Below are 20959 nucleotides of genomic sequence, written 5' to 3'. Positions count from 1 at the left end.
CCCCCGTCATCCCCGGAACGCACAGACCGCGCCCCGCAGGGTCCAGGCCGTCGGGGCGGCGGGCGGCAGGTGGCGGGCCAGGCCGCGGGTGCGGAGCCGGGAGCCGTCCGGGAGGACGGCGAGGGCCTCCACCTCCGGGCGGGCCTCGGCCCAGGCGAGGCCGGGGCCGGGGCCCATGGCGCAGACGGCGGTGGCCCAGGCGTCGGTACGGGCCAGGCCGGTACCGGGGGCGCCGACCAGGGTCAGCGAGGCGAAGCCGAGGGCGGGGCGGCCGGTGAACGGGTCGAGGACGTGGGCGCCGCGCTCCGCCGTCCCGGAGGTGGCCACGGCCAGGTTCCGGCCGGTGAGCACCGCCGCCAGCGCACCAGGCCGCAGCGGGTGGGCCACCCCGATCCGCCACGGACCGCCGGCGGTCTGGACGTCGCCGCCGCCGCTCACACAGTGCTCGCCGGAGCCGGAGTCCCGCAGGATCCGGCAGGCCTCCTCCACCGCCCAGCCCTTGACCCAGCCGCTCGGGTCCAGCCGCCCGCCGGGGCGGGCGGAGAACCAGCCGTCGGTCTCCCGGCCGGTCTCCGCGCAGCGGGCCAGCACCTCGGCCAGTTCGGGGTGACAGTCCGTCACCCCGGCCTCGCCCCGGGCCAGTCGGCTCAGTTCGCTGTCCTCCCGGTAGGTCGAGAAGCGCGCGTCGATCTCGTGCAGGCGGGCCACCAGCCGCTCCAGCGCGGCGGCGGTGCGCGGGCCCGGGTCCCGCACGGTGACCGAGAAGACCGTCCCCATCACGTGCTCGGCGTGCTTCACGACCCGCTCCCGCCCGCCTTGTCGAGGGCGCTCTGCAGGGAGCGGGTGTAGCCGTCGCTGGTGTAGGTGGCCCCGGTCACCACGTCGATGCCGGCGCTCTGGGCCGCTATCGCCTCCTGGTTGAGGACGGGGAGCGCGTAGGAGTTGATCTCCCGGTCGCGGCGGTCCCCGGACGGGTAGCGGACCGCCTCCACAGCGGTGATCCGCTCACCCGCCAGGGTGACCTTGACCTGCACCGGCCCGTACCGGGTGTCGACCGCGTCACCGGTGACCGAGCGGGTGGCGGCCGAGGCGTCGGTGGCCGCCCCGGTCGGTCCGGCGGCCGGTGCCACCGGGGCGGCGCCGATCGCGGCGGACGGGGTGCTCTCGTGCGGTTTCAGCGAGAGCAGCAGGATCACCCCGGCGGCGGTGGCGCTCCCGGTGACGACGGCGCGGCGCATGACGGCTCCTCAGGTGCTCGGATCAGGTGCTCGGGTCGGGTCGGATGCTCAGAACGCGAACGACTCGTGGTGGATGCGGTCTGCCCGCACCCCGGCGGCCCGTAGCGCCCGGACGGCCTCCGCGGCCATCGCCCCGGGCCCGCACAAGTAGACCTCGTGGTCCGCCAGGTCCGGGACCAGCCGGTGCAGCGCCTCGCCGAGGTCGCCGACCTCGGTCCGGGTGCCGGTCAGCGCGTGCACCCGGGCGTCCCGGCCCCGGCGGGCGGCGATCAGCGCCAACTCCCCGGTGAACAGCAGGTCTTCGGGGCTGCGGGCCCGCTGCACCAGGGTCACCTCGCCAGGCAGCGTCTCGAACAGCGCACGCAGCGGGGTGATCCCGACGCCCGCACCGAGCAGCAGCACCCTGGGCCGCCGGTGCAGCCGGGCGGTGAAGGCGCCGTACGGGCCCTCGGCGCGGACCCGGGTGCCCGGGCGGAGCGCGGCCACCGCCGCGCTGTGGGCGCCCAGGTCCTTCACGGTGAAGCGCAGGTGGCCGGGGTGCGGCGGCGCGGAGAGCGAGTAGGGGTTGGCGGCCCAGCGCAGCCCGGGCGCCTGGAACTGCAGTCGGAAGAACTGGCCCGGCTCGGCGCGGAGTTCGGCCAGCCGGCGGCCGGTCAGGAAGACCGAGACCACGCCCGGCCCCTCCGGCCGCACCTCGGCCACCACCAGGCGGTGCCGGCGGTCCCGCAGCCACGGCAGCGCCAGCCGGTACCAGCCGAGCGCGGCGGCGGTGCCCAGGTAGAGCACGTACCAGGCGGCCCGGCCGGGGGTGCCGCCGCCGAGGTCGGCACCGGTGGCCAGCTGGTGGCCGAAGGCCAGTGCCACGGAGAGGTAGGTGGCCAGGTGGAGGAAGTACCAGGTCTCGTACGACATCCGGCGGCGGGCGGCCCGGGCGGAGACGGCACCGGTGCCGAGCAGCAGCGCGGTGCCGAGGGCGGCCTTGAGCATCTCGGGGTAGTGGAGCACGATCTCCACGCCTTCGCCGAGCAGGCCCTGACCGTCCGTCAGCGCGTAGCCCCAGACCACCGTCAGCAGGTGGGCGGTGACCAGCGCGACCAGGTAGCGCCCGCCGAAGGCGTGCCAGCGGGCCAACCGGTCGGCGCCGACCTCCCGTTCCAGGACCGGCAGGCGGGCCATCAGGAGCAGCAGCACCGGCGCCGCGTACCCGGCCAGCAGCCCGGTGATCCGCCCGGCCCCGGTCAGCCAGCCGGCCGCCCCGGTGACCGAACCGGTCCCCTGCCACCAGAGCTCCAAGACACCGAGGGCGCCGAGCCCGACCACGGACAGCACCGCGGCGGGAACTGCTCCGACCGGGAAACGACGTGACGGGGCGGCGGCCATCGCGGCCTCCTCTCCGGGGGTACCGGGCGGCCGTTCGCCGCCGAGGAGTCAGACCCTGTCACCGGAAACTCTCAGTTCCCTGTGAAACCAGGCCGCCCACCGCTCCTCCAAGACCCCGGTACGCCACTGCTCCGCAGGTCAGCGGCCTTCCCGCGGAGGTTTTCCGCCCCACCGGATCTCACGGCATTCTCATCGGCCACCCAGCCCCCGACCGCCCGGCCCCCGACCGCCCGGCACGCGAACGAGGGGCGACCGCCACCGCGGACGCCCCTCTTCCGGACCACCGTGAGACCCGTTCGGCGGGCCGACCGCTACGCCTCTCCGGACCTCTCCCCGTCGGCGGGCAGACCAACCTCCTCGCGGTCCTCCTCGGTGCGCTCCTCCAGTTCGTCCTCGTCCGGGCGGCGCGGCAGACCACGGCCGTGGCCGGTGTCGGGATCGCCCTCGACGTCCTTGTTCGACTTGTGATGCGACATCGGTCCTCCTCGGCCCGGCTGAGCGGGCATGGGTGGGTGAAGGTCCTGCTCCCCCATCACCGCCTCCAGCCGGACCCTCCGCAAGTCGGCGCCCCGCGGAGGGGACCGTACGGCCCGCCTCACTCGCCGAGGTCGCCGCACCGTGCTCCGGCACCGCCCGTTGATACCGGTGCGCTCCAGGCGCCACAATCGGGGCCCGGCAACTGCACGCCGACCGGACACCGTCATCGCCCGGAAGGGGACCGCCTCCTCGGCCCACGGCGGTCAGCCGCGCAGCGAGCGCAGGTGTTCGCGGTTGAGGAGGGAGATGCCGGTCAGCGGGATGCCCTTGGGGCAGGCGGTGGCGCACTCTCCGGTGTTGGTGCAGCCGCCGAAGCCCTCGGCGTCCATGGTGTCGACCATGGCCCGGACCCGGGAGGAGCGTTCGGGGGCGCCCTGCGGGAGGACGTTGAGGTGGACCACCTTGGCGGCGGTGAAGAGCATGGCGGAGCCGTTCGGGCAGGCGGCCACGCAGGCGCCGCAGCCGATGCACTCGGCGTGCTCGAAGGCCAGGTCGGCGGTCTCCTTCGGCACCGGGGTCGCGTGTGCCTCGGGGGCGGAGCCGGTCGGGGCGGTGACGTAGCCGCCGGAGCCGATGATGCGGTCGAGGGCGGAGCGGTCCACCACCAGGTCCTTGACCACCGGGAAGGCGCCGGCCCGCCAGGGTTCGACGTCGATGGTGTCGCCGTCCCGGAAGTGCCGCATGTGGAGCTGGCAGGTGGTGGTCCGCTCGGGGCCGTGGGCGCGGCCGTTGATGACCATGCCGCAGGCGCCGCAGATGCCCTCGCGGCAGTCGTGGTCGAAGGCCACCGGCACCTCGCCGCGCTGGATCAGCTCCTCGTTGAGGGTGTCGAGCATCTCCAGGAAGGACATGTCGGGGCTGATGCCGGAGACCTGATAGGTGGTCATGGAGCCGGGGGCGTCCGGGCCGGGCTGGCGCCAGATGCGCAGGGTGAGGTTCACGCGTAGCTCCGCTGGGTGGGGTGGACGTGTTCGAAGTGGAGTTCCTCGCGGTGCAGCACGGGCGCCCGCCCGGTGCCGGTGAACTCCCAGGCGGCGGCGTAGGAGAACTCCTCGTCGCGGCGGGCGGCCTCGCCGTCGGGCGTGGCGCTCTCGGTGCGGAAGTGACCGCCGCAGGACTCGGTGCGGTGCAGCGCGTCCAGGCACATCAGCTCGGCCAGCTCCAGGTTGTCGACCAGCCGGTTGGCCTTCTCCAGCGCCTGGTTGAGCTCGGCCCCGCTGCCCGGGACCTTGACGCGCCGCCAGAACTCCTCCCGCAGCTGCGGGATGCGGGCCAGCGCCCGGCGCAGCCCGGCCTCGTCGCGGGCCATCCCGCACTCGTCCCAGAGGAGTTCGCCCAGCTCGCGGTGGAGCGAGTCGGGGGTGCGGTCGCCGTCCACAGCGAGGATCCGGGCCAGCCGGCCGGCGGTCTCGGCCTCGACGGCGGCGATCTCGGGGTGGTCGGCGGGGACGGGGGCGAGCGGTGTGGAGCCGAGGTAGTGGTTGAGGACGGGCGGCAGCACGAAGTACCCGTCGGCGAGGCCCTGCATCAGGGCGCTGGCGCCGAGCCGGTTGGCGCCGTGGTCGGAGAAGTTGGCCTCCCCGACGGCGAACAGGCCGGGCACGGTGGTCTGCAGGTCGTAGTCGACCCAGAGCCCGCCCATCGTGTAGTGGATCGCGGGGTAGATCCGCATCGGCGTGCTGTACGGGTCCTCGGCGGTGATCCGCTGGTACATCTCGAACAGGTTCCCGTACCGGGCCTCGACGGTGTCCCGGCCGAGCCGGGCGATGGCGTCGGCGAAGTCCAGGTAGACCCCTTGCCCGCCGGGGCCGACGCCCCGGCCCTCGTCGCAGACCACCTTGGCGGCCCGGGAGGCGATGTCGCGCGGGACGAGGTTGCCGAAGGCGGGGTAGATCCGCTCCAGGTAGTAGTCGCGCTCGTCCTCTGGGATCGCGGCCGGCGGCCGGGTGTCGCCCTCCGCCTTCGGCACCCAGATCCGGCCGTCGTTGCGCAGCGATTCGCTCATCAGGGTGAGTTTGGACTGGTGGTCACCGCTGCGCGGGATGCAGGTCGGGTGGATCTGGGTGAAGCAGGGGTTGGCGAACAGCGCACCACGCCGGTGGGCCCGCCAGATCGCGGTGGCGTTGGAGTTCTTGGCGTTGGTGGAGAGGTAGAAGACGTTCCCGTAACCGCCGGTGGCCAGCACCACGGCGTCGGCCAGATGGGTCGTCAGCTCACCCGTCACCAGGTCCCGGGCGAGGATGCCCCGGGCCCGGCCGTCGACCACCAGCAGGTCCAGCATCTCGGTGCGGGCGTGCAGTTCGACGTTCCCGGCGGCGATCTGGCGGGACAGCGCCTGGTAGGCGCCGAGCAGCAGCTGCTGCCCGGTCTGGCCCCGGGCGTAGAAGGTCCGGGAGACCTGCACCCCGCCGAAGGAGCGGGTGTCCAGCAGGCCGCCGTACTCGCGGGCGAACGGGACGCCCTGGGCCACGCACTGGTCGATGATCTCCACCGAGACCTGGGCCAGGCGGTGCACGTTGGACTCGCGGGCCCGGAAGTCCCCTCCCTTGACGGTGTCGTAGAACAGCCGGCGGACGGAGTCGCCGTCGTTGCGGTAGTTCTTGGCGGCGTTGATGCCGCCCTGGGCGGCGATCGAGTGGGCCCGCCTCGGGGAGTCCTGGAAGCAGAACTGCACGACGTGGTAGCCCTGTTCGGCCAGGGTGGCACCGGCGGCGCCGCCGGCCAGACCGGTGCCGACCACGATCACCGTGTGCTTGCGGCGGTTGGCCGGGTTGACCAGCTTCGCCTCGAACCGCCGCCGGTCCCACCGCTGTTCGATCGGCCCGTCCGGGGCGGCGGTGTCGGCGATCGGGGCGCCGAGGGTGTAGTCGAGGTACGTACGGTCGGGGGAGCTCATCGGACCACTCCGGTCATCACGGCGACGGGGACGGACAGGAAACCGACGGTGAGCAGCAGCGCCAGCGCGTTCGCGGTGAGCTTGAACACCCGGTCGCGGCGCGGGTTGTTGGCGCCGAGGGTCTGGGCGGCGCTCCAGAAGCCGTGCCGCACATGCAGGCCGAGGGCGAGCACCGCCAGGCAGTACACTCCGCCGCCGTACCAGGTGGAGAAGGAGGCCACGATGTTCTGGTACGGGTGGCCCTCCTCCCCCAGCGGGTTCACCGTGAGGGTGGTCAGGTCGAGGATGTGCCAGACGATGAACAGCCCGAGGATCACCCCGCCCCAGCGCATCGTGCGGGTGGCGTAGCTCGCCCGGCGGCGGGTGTGCGCGTACTTGACCGGACGGGCCGCCAGGTCACGGCGGCTCAGCTGGTACGCGGCGACGGCGTGCGCGACCACCGCGGCCAGCAGCGCGGCCCGGGCCAGCCAGAGGAACCAGCCGAAGTGCAGCAGCGGCTCACCGAGGGTGCGCAGCCAGTGGGCGTAGCCGTTGATGTCCTCGGGCCCGAAGAACACCTTGAGGTTCCCGAGCATGTGGGCCACCAGGTAGAGCAGCATGACGAGCCCGCTGACCGCCATGACCGCCTTCTTGCCGAGGGTCGAGCGCCAGAGGACCGCCAGTCTGGAGGGAGGGCCGTCCGGCCGGGTCGCGAGTGCCATGCCGTCGACGGTAGGGACCTTCGACCCGGTGCGTCCAAGACATGGTTCCGGGCCTGACGATAGGTCCTGCCTATGATGGGTGGATGCAGCTCCAGCAGCTCCGCTACTTCACCGCCGTCGCCGAGACCCGCAACTTCACCCGCGCCGCCGAGCGGGAGCTGGTTGCGCAGCCCTCGCTCTCCCAGCAGATCCGTTCCCTGGAGCGGGAGTTGGGGGCGGAGCTGTTCCACCGGGCGCGGACCGGGGCCACCCTCACCGACGCCGGCGAGGCGCTGCTGCCGCTGGCCCGGCGCATCCTCGCCGACACCGAGTCGGCCCGGCGCGCGGTGCAGGAGACCGTCCAGCTGCGGCGCGGCCGGGTCCGCTTCGGGGCGCCGCCCAGCCTCTGCGTCAGCCTGGTCCCGGACGTGCTGCGCAGCTACCGGGCCGCCCACCCCGGTGTCGACCTCCAGCTCCAGGAGGGCGGTTCGCGCGGGCTCGAACGCGCCCTGGAGGCAGGCGAGTTGGACCTGGCGCTGGTGGTCCCGCCGGAGGGCGGCGGGCCCGCCGCGCTGGCCGTCACCGAGCTGCTCCACGAGGAGCTCGTGCTGGTCTCCGCCACCGCCCCCGCCGCCGGGCGCCGGGCCCGGATCGAGGACCTGCGCGACCGTCCGCTGGTGATGTTCCGCGAGGGCTACGACGTCCGCGACACCACCCTGGCCGCCTGCCGCCGGGCCGGCTTCGAGCCCGTCTACGCCGTCGAGGGCGGCGAGATGGACGCCGTCCTCGCCTCCGTCCGGGCCGGCCTGGGCCCCGCCGTCCTCCCCGGCATGGTCGCCGCCCGCTCCGGCCTGCACGTCACCCCCTTCACCCGCCCCGGCCTCGGCCGCACCATCGCCCTCGCCCACGGCCGCGAAGTCCCCCTCAGCCGAGCCGCCGCCGAGTTCCGCACCACCCTCCTCACCCACCTCACCGAAGCCGACCGCACCGGAGCCCTCCCCCCGGGCAGCCGCCTCCTCCTCGGCTGACGGACAGGACGCCGGGGCCTGTGCGAGGATCCCGGCATGGTGGCGACCGATACGGATCCCGTGCTCAGGCGGTTCGTGCGGGACGAGGAGCCGGCGGCGGCCGGGCTGCACTGCTCGTACATGGCCAGGGCCGAGCTCTCCGACGCCGAGGCCCGTCATTTCACCTGGGCCCAGGGCATGCTGATGGAACGGCCGGTGACACCCGTCAGCCGCCGGGAGCTGCTCGACGGACCGCAGTGCATGTGACAGGTCGTCAACAATCCGTCGCCGGTGCGCCCGCCGGGCCCGGGGGGCGGTCAGACTTCCGGGGTGAGCACTTCCATCCCGCCTCAGCAACCCCTGCCGCCCCTGCCGCCCCGCTTCGAGCAGCCTCCGCTGCCGCTGCCGCTGCCCAGGGAGCCGGAAGGGCCGCCGGAGCCGGAGGGGCACCTGGTGGTCTGCGGCAACGACGCGCTCGCGCACCGGCTCGCCCTCGAACTGGCCACCCTCTACCGGCAGCAGGTCGTGGTGGTGCTCCCGTCGCGGCTGCACGGGCACGGCCCGCAGATCACCGCGCTGGCCGCCGACGAACGCCTGCGGGTGACCGCCGTCGAGGCCGCCGAGACCGATGTCGCGGCGCTGGCCGCCGCCGGTGTGGGGCGCGCCGCGGCGCTCGCGCTCACCTCGGAGGACGACCAGGCCAATCTGCAGGCCGCGCTCCGGGCCCGCCGGCTCAACCCCGATCTGCGGCTGGTGGTGCGGGTCTTCAACCGGCGGCTGGGCGCCCGGGTCGAGCAGCTCCTGGACCGGGCCGCGCTCGCGCGCGACCCCGGTCCCGGCCCGGGCGCGCTCAAGGCCTCCACCACCGTGCTGTCCGCCTCCTCCACCGCCGCCCCGGCCCTGGTCGCCGCCGTGCTGGGCGGCCACACCCACGCCCTGCCGGTCGACGGCCGCCTGCTGCGGGTCGCCGAACTCGAGCCCGGCGCCCGGGCCGAGGGCACCGAACTCGCCGTCCTGGCCGCCCCCGCCCCGGTCCCCTCCCACCCCGACGGCCGCCCGGCCCGGGTGGCGCTGCCCGACCCGGCCGAGGTCCCGGCCGACGGGCCGCGCACCGTGCTGGAGCTCCTCGGCCCCAGCACCCCGCCCCGCCCGCGCCGCCTGCCCGACCTCAACCGCCTGCCGGTGGCGCAGCTCTTCACCCCCCGGCTGCGCTGGGCACTGACCGGACTGGCCCTGCTGCTGCTCGTCCTCACCTGCCTCAACTGGCAGGTCACCGGCCAGCCCCCGCTGCACGCCGCCTGGCTGGTCACCCTCGACGTGCTCGGCATCTCCGACCCGGCCGCCGAGGCCGGCCCCGGCGGCAAGACCCTGCAACTGGTCTCCGCCGTCAGCGGGATGCTGCTGATGCCGTTCCTGATCGCGCTCAGCCTCGACGCCCTCGGCACCTTCCGCTCCGCCACCTCCCTGCGCCGCCCGCCGTCCGGCCTGACCGGCCACGTCGTCCTGGTCGGCCTCGGCCGGGTCGGCAGCCGGGTGCTGGACCGGCTCTGGGAGTTGGGCATCCCCGTGGTCTGCGTGGACCGCGACCCCACCGCGCGGGGCGTGGTCCGGGCCCGCACCTACGACATCCCGGTGGTGATCGGCGACGCCACCCAGGACGGCGTCCTGGAGGAGGCCCGGATCGGCCAGAGCCTGGCCCTGCTCGCCCTCACCAGCGAGGACGGCACCAACCTCGAAGCCGCGCTGGCCGCCCGCGAGAGCGATCCCCGGCTCCGGGTCGTGCTCCGGCTGTTCGACGACGACTTCGCCAACGACATCTACCGCGCGCTGCGCGACTCCTACCCCCAGGCCGACACCCGCAGCCGCAGCGTCTCCTTCCTCGCCGCGCCCGCCTTCGCCTCCGCCATGATGGGCCGTCAGGTGCTCGGCGCCATCGCCATCGGCCGCGAGGTCCTGCTGGTCGCCGCCCTGGAGGTCACCGGCAACCCCCGGCTGGCCGACCACACCATCGGCGAGGCCCAACTCCCCGGCTCCTGGCGCATCCTGGCCATCGACCTGGCCGATCCCGCCGAACGCCGCCCCGACCTGACCAGCCCCTACACCGCCGAACCCGAACTCCTCTGGAACCCCTCCCCCACCCATCTGCTCTCCCCCGGCGACCGGGTCGTGGTCGCCGCCACCCGCGAGGGCCTCAGCCTCCTCACCACGCACCAACCGACCCCGGCCCCGTCCCCGTCCCAGGACGGCTGAGCACCTCGCGTCCCGGCTCCAGGGTGAGCCCGGGCACCGCGAGGCCCGACCGGGCGCAGCCGTGGGCGAGTTCGGCCCGGAGGCGGAGGGCGAGGGAGGACAGGACGGGTGGGTCCAGGACGGGCCGGCGGTCGTGCCCGTTCCCGCCACCGAGGTCCAACTGCCTGAGCTCGACGCCGTGTTGGTCCCTGGTCCGGGCCATCAGTCCGACCATCCGGCGCACGGCGGCCAGGTACGGCTTGACCGCCTCCGGCCGGGAGCCGACCGGGCAGTGCAGGCCGACCAGTTCGAGCTCGGGCCGGCGCAGGATCCGGGCGATGGCGTGCTGGGCGGACCCGTCGGTGACGGAGAGACCGGGGGCGGCCGCCGGGGGGCAGCCCGGCAGCACGCACAGCAGGACCTGCTGCCGCGCCCCCGGCTGCACCAGGGCGGCCAGCCGGGCGCTCTGCGAACCGTTGTCGAGGACGATGCGTCCCGCACCGACCTCCACCCCGGCGCGCAGGTCCTCGGGGCTCCCGGGGCCGCCGTGCAGCAGGATCCGCCCCGGCGGGAGGCCGGCGGCCACCGCCAGCGCCAACTCCCGCGCGGAGCGCACCTCCAGGCCCATCCCCTCCTCCCGGACCCACCGGACCACCGCCCCGCACAGGAACGGCGGAGCCACGTGCACGACGTCGGCGTCCGGGAAGGCGGTGCGGTAGGCGCGGCAACGGTCGCGGAGCCCGGCCTCGTCCGGGACGCCACCGGGCGGGACCTGGCGGTCCTGGCGGACCGGCCGGTGCGCGAGGGACATGACGGCCCCTCAGCCGATCGGGAGGCGGCGGGCGGCGCCGAGCTGTCGCGGGTCCCAGGTGTCCGCGGTGACGGCCGGGGCGGAAAGCTGGGGGTCGACGGTGAGGGCGGTGATGCCCATCGGGGCGGCGAGTGCGCGCAACGCCGGTTCGGCGAGCCGGATCCAGGGCTGCCGGGGGCCGAGCGCGGCGGTCAGCAGCTGCTCGGTGCTGAAGCCGACGGCCGTGCGGCCGCCCAGCGGTGTACGGAAGAACCGGGCGGAGCACCCCGTCGGTCCCGGCCGGACGGGCACGTACAGCGGTCCGGCCGGGACGCGTTCCCCGGGCTCGGAGTCCTCGGCGCACTCGCACTGCGGCATGGCTGTTCCTCTCCTGGCACGGACCCGGCCACCGCTCCGGCGACGGGCGCGGTCCCGACGCTACGCCCACGGAGCACGCCCGGTGTCACGTTCCTGACGCCCGCTTGACACGGAACGCTCCGTTCCTGACGCACCGTTGGCACCGGCCCCGGAGCCCGGCCGACCGATTAGGATGATCACGGCGGCCGGGCCCGTGGGGACCGCGAGCCGCCTCGTGCAGATTGGAGTGCCGAATCGTGGATTCTGACGCCGTCGAGGACCTGTACGGCCTCCTGCACGCCCGGCATCTGGCCGAGGAGCCGGACGGCAGCATCATCCACCGGGATCCGGACGGTGAGCTGCACGACGACGCGCAGGAGTGGCGGCTGCTCGGGCTCTTCTCCTCGCGGGAGAAGGCCGAGGCCCGTCTCGCCGAGGCCCGGCTGCTGCCGGGCTTCGACGAGGACTCCGACTGCTTCGAGATCACCGTCCTCGGCGTGGACCACGACCTGTGGACGGGCGGCTTCTTCACCAGCCTTCCGGGCGACCTGACGGACGACCCGACGGACGCTCAGGAAGGCGGTACCCCGTGACCAGGGTTCTCCATCTGCTGGTGCACCGTCACATCTTCGATCCCGCCGACGCGGACGCCCTTCCGGAGCCGGAGCAGGACGGCGAGCCGCTGTTCTGGGACGACGCGGAGGAGACGTTCAAGATCCTCGGCCTCTACTCCAGCCGGGAGCGCGCCCTGGCGCGGATCGCCGAGGCGAGCACCGAGCCGGGTTTCGAGGAGAGCCCGGACGGGTTCTCCGTCCACGAGTACACCGTCGACGAGGTCCGCTGGGCCGACGGCTTCTCCGCCGACGACCTCTGACGACGCCCGGGGCCGAGGGATCGTCACTGGTTCTTGCGGTCCAGGTACTTCTTCCCCCGGTTGATCGGGCCGCCGGGGACACCGTGCAAGGCGTGCTGAAGTTGCCCTCCCGGGCGACGATCGCCTGCTGGACGGCCCGCTCCACCTGCTTCGCGGAGGGCTGGGTGGCCTGGCGGTTCTCGGCGAGCCGCAGTACCACGCATTTGGGCATGGCGGAGGCCACCACCGCCGGCGTCCCCGCCGACGGGGCGTCAGCCTGGGTCTGGGCCCGGGCCGCCCTGACCACGCCGCCGCCCACCACATCGACGAAGTTCCCGTCGCCGGAGACGCGCTGGTATCCGGTCCACCCGTTGTCGTCGACGCTGACCATCGCACCCGGAGCGGAAAGGGCTTCACTGCCGGGCACGGCACTAGGCGACGTGGACGCGGGGGCGGCGGGAGCGGTCCGGCTCGGCCTCGCGCAGCACCTCGCGGGTGACGGGGGCGACCTCGCCGTGGCCGAGCAGGAAGAAGCGGAAGAACTGGGCGAAGGGGTTGCCCTCGGTCCACTCGAAGTAGATGTGCGGCTGCAGGCCGGTGCGGTCACGGGCCGTCAGGAGCAGGGCGGCCAGGGCGTTGGGGATGCTGGAGCTCTCCAGGGTCAGGACCCGGTAGCGGTCGTGCAGCACCTCGCCGCGGACGGTGAGCTCCGCCTCGAACTCGGACGGGTCCAGCACCGTGACCTCGACGAAGACCAGGTCGTCCTCGGCGGGGATGTCGTTGTCGGCGCAGATCTGGCGCTTCTTCTCCTGGTACTCGGCCAGGTCGCGGCTGTCCGGCTCGTTGGCGATCAGGCGCAGCGGGCGGTTGGTGTGGTCGCGCAGGAAGCGTTCGGCGGTCGGGTCCAACACCACGTTGGTGACCCGGAGTTCGAAGGCGCGCCGGAGGCGGGAGAGCAGGGAGACCAGCACGATGGCGGCGATGAAGCAGGCGCCGATCTTGACCCCGTCGGGGCGCTCGGCCACGTTGACGGCGGTGGTGTAGACGAAGATCACCGCGATGGTGGCGAAGCCGATGGTCCAGCCGCGCTGGCCGGCCTTGCGGGCGGCGATGGTGACGGCGATGGCGGCGGAGGTGATCAGCACCAGGACGCCGGTGGCGTAGGCGCCGCCCTGGGCGTCCACCGAGGCGTCGAAGATCCAGGTCACCAGGAAGGCGATCAGGGTCAGCACGATCACCATCGGCCGCACCGCGCGGGCCCAGTGCGGGGCCATGCCGTAGCGGGGCAGGTAGCGCGGCAGCAGGTTGAGCATCCCGGCCATCGCCGAGGCGCCGGCGAACCAGAGGATCAGGATGGTCGAGAGGTCGTAGACGCTGCCGAAGGCGCTGCCGAGGTTCTCGTGGGCGAGGTAGGCGAGCGCCCGGCCGTTGGCCGGGCCGCCGGGCTTGAAGGCGTCCTCGGGGATCAGCAGGGTGGTGATGACGCTGGTGCAGATCAGGAAGGTGCTCATGATCAGCGCGGCGGTGGTGAGCAGCTTGCGCGCTCCCCGGATCCGGCCGGTGGGGCGCTGCTCGGTGTCGTCGGGGTCGCCCTTGATGTGCGGCATCACGGCCACGCCGGTCTCGAAGCCGGAGAGGCCGAGCGCCAGCTTGGGGAAGACCACCAGGGCGACCCCGACCATGGCGAACACGTTGCCGTGCTCGGTGGTGAGCGCGGAGGACCAGTCGTTGACGACGTGCGGCTCCTGGGTCAGCTGCCAGAGCCCGTCCCCGACCACCACCACGTTCAGCGCCAGGTAGACGGCGACCAGCACCACCGCCACGCCCATCGCCTCGCTGAACCCCTTGAGGAAGACGGCGCCCAGCAGCGCGATCAGGATCAGGGTGATCAGGACCTGACGCCCCGACAGCGCGGAGGTCAGGTGCGGGTTCTCCACCAGGTGGGCGGTGGCGTCGGCCGCCGACAGGGTGATGGTGATCATGAAGTCGGTGACCGCGAAGCCGAGCAGCGCCAGCACGAAGAGCTTGCCCTGCCAGAACGACAGCAGCCGCTCCAGCATGGCGATCGACCCCTCCCCGTGCGGGCTCTCCTTCGCCACCCGCCGGTACACCGGCAGCGCGCCCGCCAGGGTGACCACCACCAGCACGACGGTGGCCACCGGCGACAGCAGCCCGGCCGCCAACGCCGCGATCCCGGGCTGGTAGCCGAGGGTGGAGAAGTAGTCCAGGCCGGTCAGGCACATCACCCGCCACCAGCGCGCGCCCTGGGGCCCGCCGTCCCCCTGCGCGTGCGGGCCCGGGTGCCGCTTCGCCGTGTCGGCGAGGCCCTCCAGCAGCCAGGCCCGCAGCCTCGACCCCCCCGACGCCGCCCGCGAGCCCACCGCATCCACCGCACCGCTCCGTCCGCGCAGCCGCACGTCACCGGGCCCGGTGACACCGCGTCAGGTTAGGAGATCATCAGCTGACCGCCCGGCGGCACCACGCCCAGGTCGGACCTTCGGCGGCATCCGCCACCCGGACGGCCGACGACCCGTCGGAAAACGGTGGGCCGTCAGAGGGCGGTGGGCTCCAGGGTGCCGGCGAAGGTGCGGGCCGCGAGGCCGAAGGAGAGCGTCATGCCGACGCCCGAGGTGACCGAGAGGGCCCGGACGCCGGGGGCGAGGTCGCGGACCAGCAGCGGGCCGCGGGCACTGCTGGCGTAGACGCCCTGCCAGCGTTCGAGCACCTCCAGGCGTTCGACGCCCAGGACCTCGGCGACCGCGTCGAGCAGCAGCCGGGAGACCCGCTCGTCCAGGAACGGCGGGGTGGTGTCGTCGTAGTGGTGCGAGTCCCCGGCGAGGATGGTGCCGTCCGGCAGGCCGGTGAACATGACGTTGGCGCCGATCTCCACCAACTCCGGGCTGTGGGCCAGTACTTCCTCGCGCAGACGGGCGGCCGAGGGCTGCCGGGTGAAGGCGTCGTAGCGCAGCATCGAGGTGGCCGTCAGCACGGCGGAGTCGGTGCGGAAGCCGGCCGGGGCCTTGACCCGGGCCATGTTGAGGCGGCAGCGCTCGATCCCGTGGCGCTCGGCCACGTCCGGGAAGAGGTGGTCGAGGTCGTGGCCGACGCAGACCAGGATCTGACGGCCGTGCACCGGCCCGCGGCTGGTGTGCACGGTGCCGGGCTCCACACCGGTGACGGCGGTGCCCCACAGGATCCGGGCGCCGGGCTGCTCGCCGATCCACCGGGCCAGCGCGGGCGCGGCCTCGCGCGGGTTCACCCGCAGGTCGTCGGCGAGGAAGGCGCCGCCGACGATGCCGGCGGCCTCCGTCCGCCCCAGCGTCTCGGCGGTCTCGGCGGCGCTGCGCAGCCGCACCGCGTCCGCGCCGCGGTCGGCGTGCAGCTCCTCCAGCACGGCCGCCTCCGCCTCGGAGCGGGCGACCACCAGAGCGCCGGCCTCACGTGCCCAGAACCCGGCGGCCGCGGCGGCGCGCAGCCAGCCGCCCCGGGAGAGCCGGGCTATGTCGAGCAACTCACCCTGCTGGGCGCCGATGCAGCAGTGCCCGAAGTTGCGGACGGACGCGCCCACCGGGCGCCGGTCGCGTTCGACGACGGTGACGGACAGTCCGTTGGCGAGGGCCTCGAAGGCGTGCGCGAGGCCGACGATGCCGGCCCCGACGACGACCAGGTCAGAAGGTGCGGTGCTCATGGCGACAGACTTCCCGCCGGGCTGATCACCTGTCAAGGGCTGTATAGACAACTTTCCCTCTGCTCATCGCGGCGACACCTGATGTTCACCTGCGCAAGCCCACCTCGGGCCGCCTCTTGGGATTCCGCCGACGTAGTGTCATAGTCGAGTTGTGAAGACAAGTTTGGACGGGCCGCTGCACCAGCGGCTCAGCGCGGAGTTCCTGCACCGGATCACCAGCGGGGCCTGGCCCGAGGGCGAGCCGGTGCCCAGCGAGGCCCAGCTGTGCGCCGAGTTCGGCGTCTCCCGGGGCCCGGTCCGCCAGGCCCTGGCCGCGCTGCGCCGCGAGGGCAACCTGGCCGGCGGCCGGGGCCGGCCACCGGTCGCCCGCCGCACCGCGCCCTCGCAGCCGTTCGCGACCTTCCTCTCCTTCACCGAGTGGGCGGAGTCGATCGGCCGCGAGCCCGGGCAGCGGACGATCGAGGTCTCCCGCCGCCGGGCCTCCCCGCCCGCCGCGGGCCGGCTCGGCCTGACCGAGGCGGACTTCGTGGTCGAGCTGGTCCGGCTGCGGCTGCTCGACGGCGTCCCCGCGATGCTGGAACGCTCCAGCTTCATCGGCGAGGTCGGGCAGCACCTGTTCGACTTCGACCCGGACTCCGGCTCGGTCAACGCCGAGCTGCTCCGCCGCGGCGTGGACCTGTACCGCGCCCGGCACACCATCGACGCCGTCGCCGCCGGACCGGCCGACGCCGAACTCCTGGAGGTCCGGCCCCGCGAACCGCTGCTGCGGGTCCGCCGGGTCACCTCCTCCAGCCAGGGCGAGCCGCTGGAGTACGGCGACGACCGCTACCTCCCGGCCATGGCCACCTTCACCATCGAGAACACCATCGAAGGCCGCACCGTCGCCGGCCGCTACCGCACCGAAGAGGACTGACACGTGATCGAGCTCGCCGTTCTGGACATGGCCGGCACCACCATCGACGAGGCCGGGGCGGTCTACCGGGCGCTGCGCACCGCCGTCGAGCGCACCGGCGTCACCGTCGCCGACCAGGACCTGCAGACCTGGATGGGCACCGACAAGCGCGAGGCCATCGACGCCCTGGTCCGCCTCGGCGGCGGCACCCCGACCCCCGAGCTGGTCGAGGAGAGCTACCGGGCCTTCGCCGAGTACCTGCGCGAGGCCTACCTCGCCACCCCGCCGCAGCCCCTCCCCGGCGTCGAGCAGGCCCTCGCCGAGCTGCGCTCACGGGGCATCAAGGTCGCCCTCACCACCGGCTTCAGCGACGACGTCGCCGTCCCGCTGCTCGCCGCGATCGGCTGGTCCACCGGCGAGGGCGGCAACCTCGACGCCGTCGTCACCTCCGACGAGGTCGGCCGCGGCCGGCCCGCCCCGTACATGATCCACCGCGCCATGGAGAAGACCGGCGTGCTCGACGTCCGCGCCGTCCTGGCCGCCGGCGACACCGCCGTCGACCTCCAGGCCGGCACCAACGCGGGCGCGGGCGTGGTGGTCGGCGTCCTCACCGGCAAGGTCGACGAGGCCTACCTCGCCTCCCACCCCCACACCCACATCCTGGCCAGCGCCGCCGGCATCCCCGCCCTCGCGGAGACCCGGCCGTAGCGCAGACCCGGCCGTCGTCCTGACGGATCGTCCGACAGGAGGGGCCCGACCAGGGTCAGCGGTACAGGGCTTCGCCCCGTGCGGTGCGGGCGTAGAGGACGGTGCGTCCGGTGCGGTGGGGTGCGATGAGCCCGGCCGCCGCCAAGCGGTGGAGGTGGGCGGAGACTCCGCCGGGGGCGAGCCCGGTGCGGTGGGCGAGTTCGAGGGTTCCGGCCGGGGTCTCCAGCAGCCCGAGCAGGCGCGCGCGGGTGGCGCCGAGGGCCGGGGCGAGGTCGGTGGCCCCGGTGGTGGCCTCCCACAGGGTGCCGACCCCGCGCACGGGATAGCGGATCACCGGTGTCCAGGGCTCGGAGGTCTTGACGTACAGATCGGGCCAGGCGAAGGCGGAGGGCACCAGCACCAGGCCCCGTCCGTCAAGGCGGCGCCGGGTGGGGCCGGGGACGCCGTTCCGCAGGGTGATCCGGAGCATGGCGTCCTCCGGGTCGAAGTCCAGGCCGGGGTGGACGCCGGCCATCATCGCGGCCGGCCCGCGCTCGGTGAGGACGCGGGCCCGGTGGTGGATGTCGGACTCCAGCAGCGCGCGGATCCTCGGCCAGACCGGAGCCAGTGCGCGGTCCCAGTAGCCGGACAACTCCTCTGCCACCGACTGGAGTTCACGCTCCGGGTCGGCCAGCAGCGGCAGCAGCGCCGCCGGCGGCCGGCCCACGAAGACGGCGTCGAGGTCCTGGCGGACCACCTCGGCGGGCGTCCCCCGCAGCTGCGCGAGTTCCTCGTCGAGCTCGGTCAGCGGGGAGTGCGGGGTGGGAGCCAGGAAGCCGGGCAGTCCCGTGGCGGCACCCGTGGCCAACTCCCTTGCCACGGACGGTCCGACGAGCAGCGGGTCGTGGCGGTGGGCGGAGAGCCAGGGCATGTGGACGGCCCGGCTGCCGGGCCGGGCGAGCGCCCGGAGCGAGGCCATCAACTCCCAGGCCGGTGACAGCGCCCAGCGCAGCTGCGCCAGGTCGGCGGCCTCCATGGCCAGGGTCAGCGTCGGCACGAGGATTCACCCTACAGTGAATCCGTTGAGGTGCTCCGGGGCGGGGCCGGAAGCTGCCCGGCATGACCGACACGATCACCCCGGCGCACTCGCCCACGCCCGCCGCCACGCTGCCTCCCCGGCCCGCGCGCCGGGACCGCTCCCGTTACCTGACGGCCTCCGCGGTCGCGGTGTGGGCGGCCCAGGCGGGCCAGGTGGCCGTCCCGCTCACCGCCGTCGCCGTCCTGCACGCCGGAGCGCGCGGCACCGCCCTGCTGCACATCGCGGTGACCGTGCCGTTCGTGCTGCTGGGCCTGCCCGCCGGGGCCTGGCTGGACCGGGTCGCCCGACGCCCCGTCATGATCACCGCGGACCTGGTCCGCGCCGCGGCCCTCGCCACCGTGCCACTGGCCGCCTGGGGAGGCCACCTGACGATGGCCCACCTGCTGGCCGTGGTGACCCTCCAGGGAGCGTCCACCGTCTTCTTCGACCTGGCCGCCCAGAGCCTGGTCAAGGAACTCGCCCCCGGCGCCCTGCTCGCCCGCACCAACGCCCGTCTGGCCACCGTCACCCAGTCCGCCCTGATCGCCGCGCCGCCGCTGGCCGGCTGGGCCGTGGGCCTGCTCACCGCACCCACCGTCCTGCTGGTGACGGCCGCCGGATACCTGTGGTCCGCCGTCTGGTTGAGCACCCTCGGCCTCCGGGAGCGCCCCACCACCACCGCCCATCGCCGCGCCCTGCTGCGCGAGATCGGCGAGGGCGCCGCCTTCGTGGCCCGCCGGCCGGTGCTGCGCGCCGTCCTGTTCTCCGGTGGCCTGGTCAACTTCGGTACCGCCGGGGTCACCACGCTGCTCCCCGTCCTGACGCTCACCGAACTCGGCTGGAGCGAAGGCTCCTTGGGGCTTTTCCTCGGCGCCGGAGGCGTCGGCGGCCTCACCGGGGCGCTCGGCGCCGTCCGGCTCGCCACCCGTCTCGGCGCCGGACGCGCCGCCCTGCTCGTCGGGCTGGGCGTGGCGCCGCTGGCCCTGACCCTGCCGTTGCTGCAGGATCCCGTCCCCGCCCCGCTCGCCGCCCTGGCCTGGGCCCTGGTGATGCTGAAGATCGGCTTCGACTCCGTGCTGATGACGACCTTCCGTCAGCAGCTCACGCCCACCCGCCTCCTGGCGAGGGTCAACGGCACGATGCGCGTCCTGTTCACCACCGCCACCGCCCTGGGCGCCGCCACCGCCGGAGCCCTGGCCCCCCTGCTCGGCACCCGCCCCGCCCTCGCGGTCGCCGCCACCGCCCTCGCCTGCACCTGGATCCCCACCGCCTGCTCACCCCTGCGCAGGCTCACCACCCTGGCCCCCGACGCGCCGTCGGCCGGTACGTCCCCCGAAACACCCCGGTGATCTTCCGCCGGGTAGGCTCGACCACGGCAGTTGACACGGCGTCAGACGTGCACGTTCCACCACTGGAGGTTCTCGTGGCCAAGGGCTACTGGGTCAGCGCCTACCGCACCATTCACGATCCCGAGAAGCTGGCCGCCTACGGCGAGTTGGCCCGCGCGGCCGTCGAGGCCGGCGGCGGACGGACGTTCGTCCGCGGCGGGCGGACCGTTGCCCACGACGACGGCATCGCCGAGCGCGTCGTCCTGATCGAGTTCGACAGCTTCGAACAGGCCGTCGCGGCCCACGCGAGCGAGGCCTACCAGCAGGCCCTGCTCGTCCTGTCCGACAGCGTCGAACGCGACTTCCGCATCGTCGAAGGACTCTGACCGCCGGGAATAACCCGGCGAATCCCCCGTGTTGATCAAGCGACTAGTGCCGTGCCGGGGCAAACCTTGCCGGGCACGGCACTAGCGATCAACGGGGGGTCAGTCATGTCCGTGAGCGGGACGGTAGCCGAGGGGTTCGAGGGCGTCCGGGAGGAGTTCGCGGCCTTCCTCGCCGAGGAGCCGGCCGAGCCGGGCGCGCAGCTCGCGGCGTACCTGGACGGGCGGTTGGTGGCCGACCTGTGGTCCGAGGGCGTCGAGCGGGAGAGCCTGACCGGCGTCTACTCGGTGACCAAGGGCGCCGCGCACCTGCTCGTCGCCCTGCTGGTGCAGGACGGCGTCCTGGAGCTCGACCGTGAAGTGGCCTCGTACTGGCCGGAGTTCGCGGCCGAGGGCAAGGGCCGGGTGACCTTGCGGGAGCTGCTGGCCCACCGGGCCGGGGCGGTCTCCGTGAAGGGCGGGTTCACGGCGGAGGAGCTGGCCGACGACCGGGTGGTCGCCGCGCGGGTGGCCGCGCACGCGCCGTACTGGGAGCCCGGGACGGCGCACGGCTACCACGCCACCGTGATCGGCGCGCTGACGGGTGAGGTGGTGCTGCGGGCGACGGGGCGCACCCTCCAGGAGCTGTACGAGGAGCGGATCCGCGCGCCGTACGGCCTGGACTTCTACCTCGGGCTGCCCGAGGAGTTGGAGCCGCGCTTCGTCGGCCTGCAGCGGGCCGCGCCGACGCCGCAGCAGGAGGCCGCCTTCGCGGCGCAGCCGCAGCCCGGGGAGGACAGCCTGTTCGCGGTCTCCTTCAACCTGCGCACCGACCTGGTGGAGTTCGGCAACCGGCGGGAGACCAGGGCCAAGGGGCCGGCCTCGGCCGGCGGCGTGGGCAGTGCCCGCGGTGTCGCCGGGATGTACGCGGCGGCGATCAGCGGGCTCGGCGGCCAC

22 protein-coding genes are annotated in these 20959 nt (G+C 74.1%); 10 read left to right on the top strand and 12 right to left on the bottom strand.

Going from position 1 to position 20959, the window contains the following annotated elements:
• Window positions 1-6: 6 nt before the first annotated feature.
• The 7 genes from ACZ6ZR_RS05065 to ACZ6ZR_RS05035 all read right to left on the bottom strand — a co-directional run bounded on the left by ACZ6ZR_RS05065 (window position 7) and on the right by ACZ6ZR_RS05035 (window position 6752).
• Window positions 7-777, bottom strand: a complete 771-nt coding sequence (locus ACZ6ZR_RS05065) for an FAD:protein FMN transferase (RefSeq protein ID WP_465639640.1) — start codon at window positions 775-777, stop codon at window positions 7-9.
• Window positions 778-794: 17 nt separating this feature from the next.
• A complete protein-coding gene (locus ACZ6ZR_RS05060) occupies window positions 795-1238 on the bottom strand; it encodes an FMN-binding protein (protein WP_465639473.1) in 444 nt (147 codons plus the stop codon).
• A gap of 48 nt (window positions 1239-1286) precedes the next feature.
• Window positions 1287-2618, bottom strand: coding sequence for a ferredoxin reductase family protein (locus ACZ6ZR_RS05055; protein WP_465639471.1), 1332 nt, complete (start codon window positions 2616-2618; stop codon window positions 1287-1289).
• 311 nt (window positions 2619-2929) lie between these two features.
• Entirely contained in the window at window positions 2930-3094 is a 165-nt protein-coding gene (locus tag ACZ6ZR_RS05050) for a hypothetical protein (protein ID WP_465639469.1), read from the bottom strand.
• A 264-nt stretch (window positions 3095-3358) separates the two neighbouring features.
• Entirely contained in the window at window positions 3359-4096 is a 738-nt protein-coding gene (locus tag ACZ6ZR_RS05045) for a succinate dehydrogenase/fumarate reductase iron-sulfur subunit (protein ID WP_465639467.1), read from the bottom strand.
• The gene (locus ACZ6ZR_RS05040) at window positions 4093-6051 is read right to left on the bottom strand and encodes a fumarate reductase/succinate dehydrogenase flavoprotein subunit (RefSeq protein ID WP_465639465.1); all 1959 of its coding nucleotides are present in this window, start codon (window positions 6049-6051) and stop codon (window positions 4093-4095) included. The genes ACZ6ZR_RS05045 and ACZ6ZR_RS05040 overlap by 4 nt, the downstream gene beginning before the upstream one ends.
• Window positions 6048-6752, bottom strand: coding sequence for a succinate dehydrogenase cytochrome b subunit (locus tag ACZ6ZR_RS05035; protein ID WP_465639463.1), 705 nt, complete (start codon window positions 6750-6752; stop codon window positions 6048-6050). The genes ACZ6ZR_RS05040 and ACZ6ZR_RS05035 overlap by 4 nt, the downstream gene beginning before the upstream one ends.
• 83 nt (window positions 6753-6835) lie before the next feature.
• Between ACZ6ZR_RS05035 and ACZ6ZR_RS05030 the strand changes: the two genes are divergently transcribed.
• The 3 genes from ACZ6ZR_RS05030 to ACZ6ZR_RS05020 all read left to right on the top strand — a co-directional run bounded on the left by ACZ6ZR_RS05030 (window position 6836) and on the right by ACZ6ZR_RS05020 (window position 9988).
• Window positions 6836-7759 (top strand): LysR family transcriptional regulator, encoded by a 924-nt coding sequence (locus ACZ6ZR_RS05030; RefSeq protein WP_465639461.1) that lies wholly within the window; start codon window positions 6836-6838, stop codon window positions 7757-7759.
• A 36-nt stretch (window positions 7760-7795) separates the two neighbouring features.
• Window positions 7796-8005 (top strand): hypothetical protein, encoded by a 210-nt coding sequence (locus ACZ6ZR_RS05025; protein ID WP_465639459.1) that lies wholly within the window; start codon window positions 7796-7798, stop codon window positions 8003-8005.
• A gap of 63 nt (window positions 8006-8068) precedes the next feature.
• A complete protein-coding gene (locus ACZ6ZR_RS05020; RefSeq protein WP_465639457.1) occupies window positions 8069-9988 on the top strand; it encodes a potassium channel family protein in 1920 nt (639 codons plus the stop codon).
• Here the strand turns inward: ACZ6ZR_RS05020 and ACZ6ZR_RS05015 are convergent.
• Both ACZ6ZR_RS05015 and ACZ6ZR_RS05010 read right to left on the bottom strand, forming a co-directional pair.
• Window positions 9939-10778 (bottom strand): hypothetical protein, encoded by an 840-nt coding sequence (locus tag ACZ6ZR_RS05015; RefSeq protein WP_465639455.1) that lies wholly within the window; start codon window positions 10776-10778, stop codon window positions 9939-9941. The genes ACZ6ZR_RS05020 and ACZ6ZR_RS05015 overlap by 50 nt on opposite strands.
• 9 nt (window positions 10779-10787) lie before the next feature.
• Window positions 10788-11135 carry an SAV_915 family protein gene (locus ACZ6ZR_RS05010; RefSeq protein ID WP_465639454.1) on the bottom strand — a complete coding sequence of 116 codons (348 nt, stop codon included), beginning with the start codon at window positions 11133-11135 and terminating at the stop codon, window positions 10788-10790.
• A gap of 236 nt (window positions 11136-11371) precedes the next feature.
• Between ACZ6ZR_RS05010 and ACZ6ZR_RS05005 the strand changes: the two genes are divergently transcribed.
• Together ACZ6ZR_RS05005 and ACZ6ZR_RS05000 are read left to right on the top strand one after the other, a co-directional pair.
• A complete protein-coding gene (locus ACZ6ZR_RS05005) occupies window positions 11372-11707 on the top strand; it encodes a DUF7336 domain-containing protein (RefSeq protein ID WP_465639452.1) in 336 nt (111 codons plus the stop codon).
• Window positions 11704-11988 carry a DUF7336 domain-containing protein gene (locus ACZ6ZR_RS05000; RefSeq protein WP_465639450.1) on the top strand — a complete coding sequence of 95 codons (285 nt, stop codon included), beginning with the start codon at window positions 11704-11706 and terminating at the stop codon, window positions 11986-11988. The genes ACZ6ZR_RS05005 and ACZ6ZR_RS05000 overlap by 4 nt, the downstream gene beginning before the upstream one ends.
• 410 nt (window positions 11989-12398) lie before the next feature.
• Here the strand turns inward: ACZ6ZR_RS05000 and ACZ6ZR_RS04995 are convergent, their stop codons facing one another.
• Together ACZ6ZR_RS04995 and ACZ6ZR_RS04990 are read right to left on the bottom strand one after the other, a co-directional pair.
• A complete protein-coding gene (locus tag ACZ6ZR_RS04995) occupies window positions 12399-14348 on the bottom strand; it encodes an APC family permease (protein ID WP_465639639.1) in 1950 nt (649 codons plus the stop codon).
• A gap of 170 nt (window positions 14349-14518) precedes the next feature.
• Window positions 14519-15655 carry a TIGR03364 family FAD-dependent oxidoreductase gene (locus ACZ6ZR_RS04990; RefSeq protein WP_465639448.1) on the bottom strand — a complete coding sequence of 379 codons (1137 nt, stop codon included), beginning with the start codon at window positions 15653-15655 and terminating at the stop codon, window positions 14519-14521.
• A gap of 151 nt (window positions 15656-15806) precedes the next feature.
• Here ACZ6ZR_RS04990 and ACZ6ZR_RS04985 point away from each other — a divergent pair, with 151 nt between their 5' ends.
• Both ACZ6ZR_RS04985 and ACZ6ZR_RS04980 read left to right on the top strand, forming a co-directional pair.
• Window positions 15807-16568, top strand: a complete 762-nt coding sequence (locus ACZ6ZR_RS04985) for a GntR family transcriptional regulator (RefSeq protein WP_465639446.1) — start codon at window positions 15807-15809, stop codon at window positions 16566-16568.
• Window positions 16569-16571: 3 nt separating this feature from the next.
• Window positions 16572-17255 carry a phosphonatase-like hydrolase gene (locus ACZ6ZR_RS04980; RefSeq protein ID WP_465639444.1) on the top strand — a complete coding sequence of 228 codons (684 nt, stop codon included), beginning with the start codon at window positions 16572-16574 and terminating at the stop codon, window positions 17253-17255.
• A gap of 55 nt (window positions 17256-17310) precedes the next feature.
• Here the strand turns inward: ACZ6ZR_RS04980 and ACZ6ZR_RS04975 are convergent, their stop codons facing one another.
• Window positions 17311-18291, bottom strand: coding sequence for a DUF5937 family protein (locus ACZ6ZR_RS04975; RefSeq protein ID WP_465639442.1), 981 nt, complete (start codon window positions 18289-18291; stop codon window positions 17311-17313).
• Window positions 18292-18353: 62 nt separating this feature from the next.
• Between ACZ6ZR_RS04975 and ACZ6ZR_RS04970 the strand changes: the two genes are divergently transcribed.
• The 3 genes from ACZ6ZR_RS04970 to ACZ6ZR_RS04960 all read left to right on the top strand — a co-directional run.
• The gene (locus ACZ6ZR_RS04970; protein ID WP_465639440.1) at window positions 18354-19661 is read left to right on the top strand and encodes an MFS transporter; all 1308 of its coding nucleotides are present in this window, start codon (window positions 18354-18356) and stop codon (window positions 19659-19661) included.
• A 74-nt stretch (window positions 19662-19735) separates the two neighbouring features.
• A complete protein-coding gene (locus ACZ6ZR_RS04965; RefSeq protein WP_465639438.1) occupies window positions 19736-20026 on the top strand; it encodes a DUF1330 domain-containing protein in 291 nt (96 codons plus the stop codon).
• Between the two features lie 105 nt (window positions 20027-20131).
• Window positions 20132-20959: serine hydrolase domain-containing protein (locus ACZ6ZR_RS04960; RefSeq protein ID WP_465639436.1), on the top strand; the 828-nt coding region annotated here is incomplete at its 3' end.

It is taken from the genome of Kitasatospora sp. NPDC088742 (assembly GCF_055584905.1).
The sequence above is the reverse complement of the archived record's forward strand: the minus strand, read 5'-3'. Positions and strand labels throughout refer to the sequence as shown.

Excerpts from the sequence above, each read along its gene's own strand:
- ACZ6ZR_RS05035 (WP_465639463.1), bottom strand. The coding sequence starts at position 6,752 with ATGGCACTCGCGACCCGGCCGGACGGCCCTCCCTCCAGACTGGCGGTC.
- ACZ6ZR_RS05025 (WP_465639459.1), top strand. The coding sequence starts at position 7,796 with ATGGTGGCGACCGATACGGATCCCGTGCTCAGGCGGTTCGTGCGGGAC.
- ACZ6ZR_RS05010 (WP_465639454.1), bottom strand. The coding sequence starts at position 11,135 with ATGCCGCAGTGCGAGTGCGCCGAGGACTCCGAGCCCGGGGAACGCGTC.
- ACZ6ZR_RS04970 (WP_465639440.1), top strand. The coding sequence starts at position 18,354 with ATGACCGACACGATCACCCCGGCGCACTCGCCCACGCCCGCCGCCACG.
- ACZ6ZR_RS05050 (WP_465639469.1), bottom strand. The coding sequence starts at position 3,094 with ATGTCGCATCACAAGTCGAACAAGGACGTCGAGGGCGATCCCGACACC.
- ACZ6ZR_RS04990 (WP_465639448.1), bottom strand. The coding sequence starts at position 15,655 with ATGAGCACCGCACCTTCTGACCTGGTCGTCGTCGGGGCCGGCATCGTC.
- ACZ6ZR_RS05055 (WP_465639471.1), bottom strand. The coding sequence starts at position 2,618 with ATGGCCGCCGCCCCGTCACGTCGTTTCCCGGTCGGAGCAGTTCCCGCC.
- ACZ6ZR_RS05015 (WP_465639455.1), bottom strand. The coding sequence starts at position 10,778 with ATGTCCCTCGCGCACCGGCCGGTCCGCCAGGACCGCCAGGTCCCGCCC.
- ACZ6ZR_RS05030 (WP_465639461.1), top strand. The coding sequence starts at position 6,836 with ATGCAGCTCCAGCAGCTCCGCTACTTCACCGCCGTCGCCGAGACCCGC.
- ACZ6ZR_RS05040 (WP_465639465.1), bottom strand. The coding sequence starts at position 6,051 with ATGAGCTCCCCCGACCGTACGTACCTCGACTACACCCTCGGCGCCCCG.
- ACZ6ZR_RS05065 (WP_465639640.1), bottom strand. The coding sequence starts at position 777 with ATGGGGACGGTCTTCTCGGTCACCGTGCGGGACCCGGGCCCGCGCACC.
- ACZ6ZR_RS05060 (WP_465639473.1), bottom strand. The coding sequence starts at position 1,238 with ATGCGCCGCGCCGTCGTCACCGGGAGCGCCACCGCCGCCGGGGTGATC.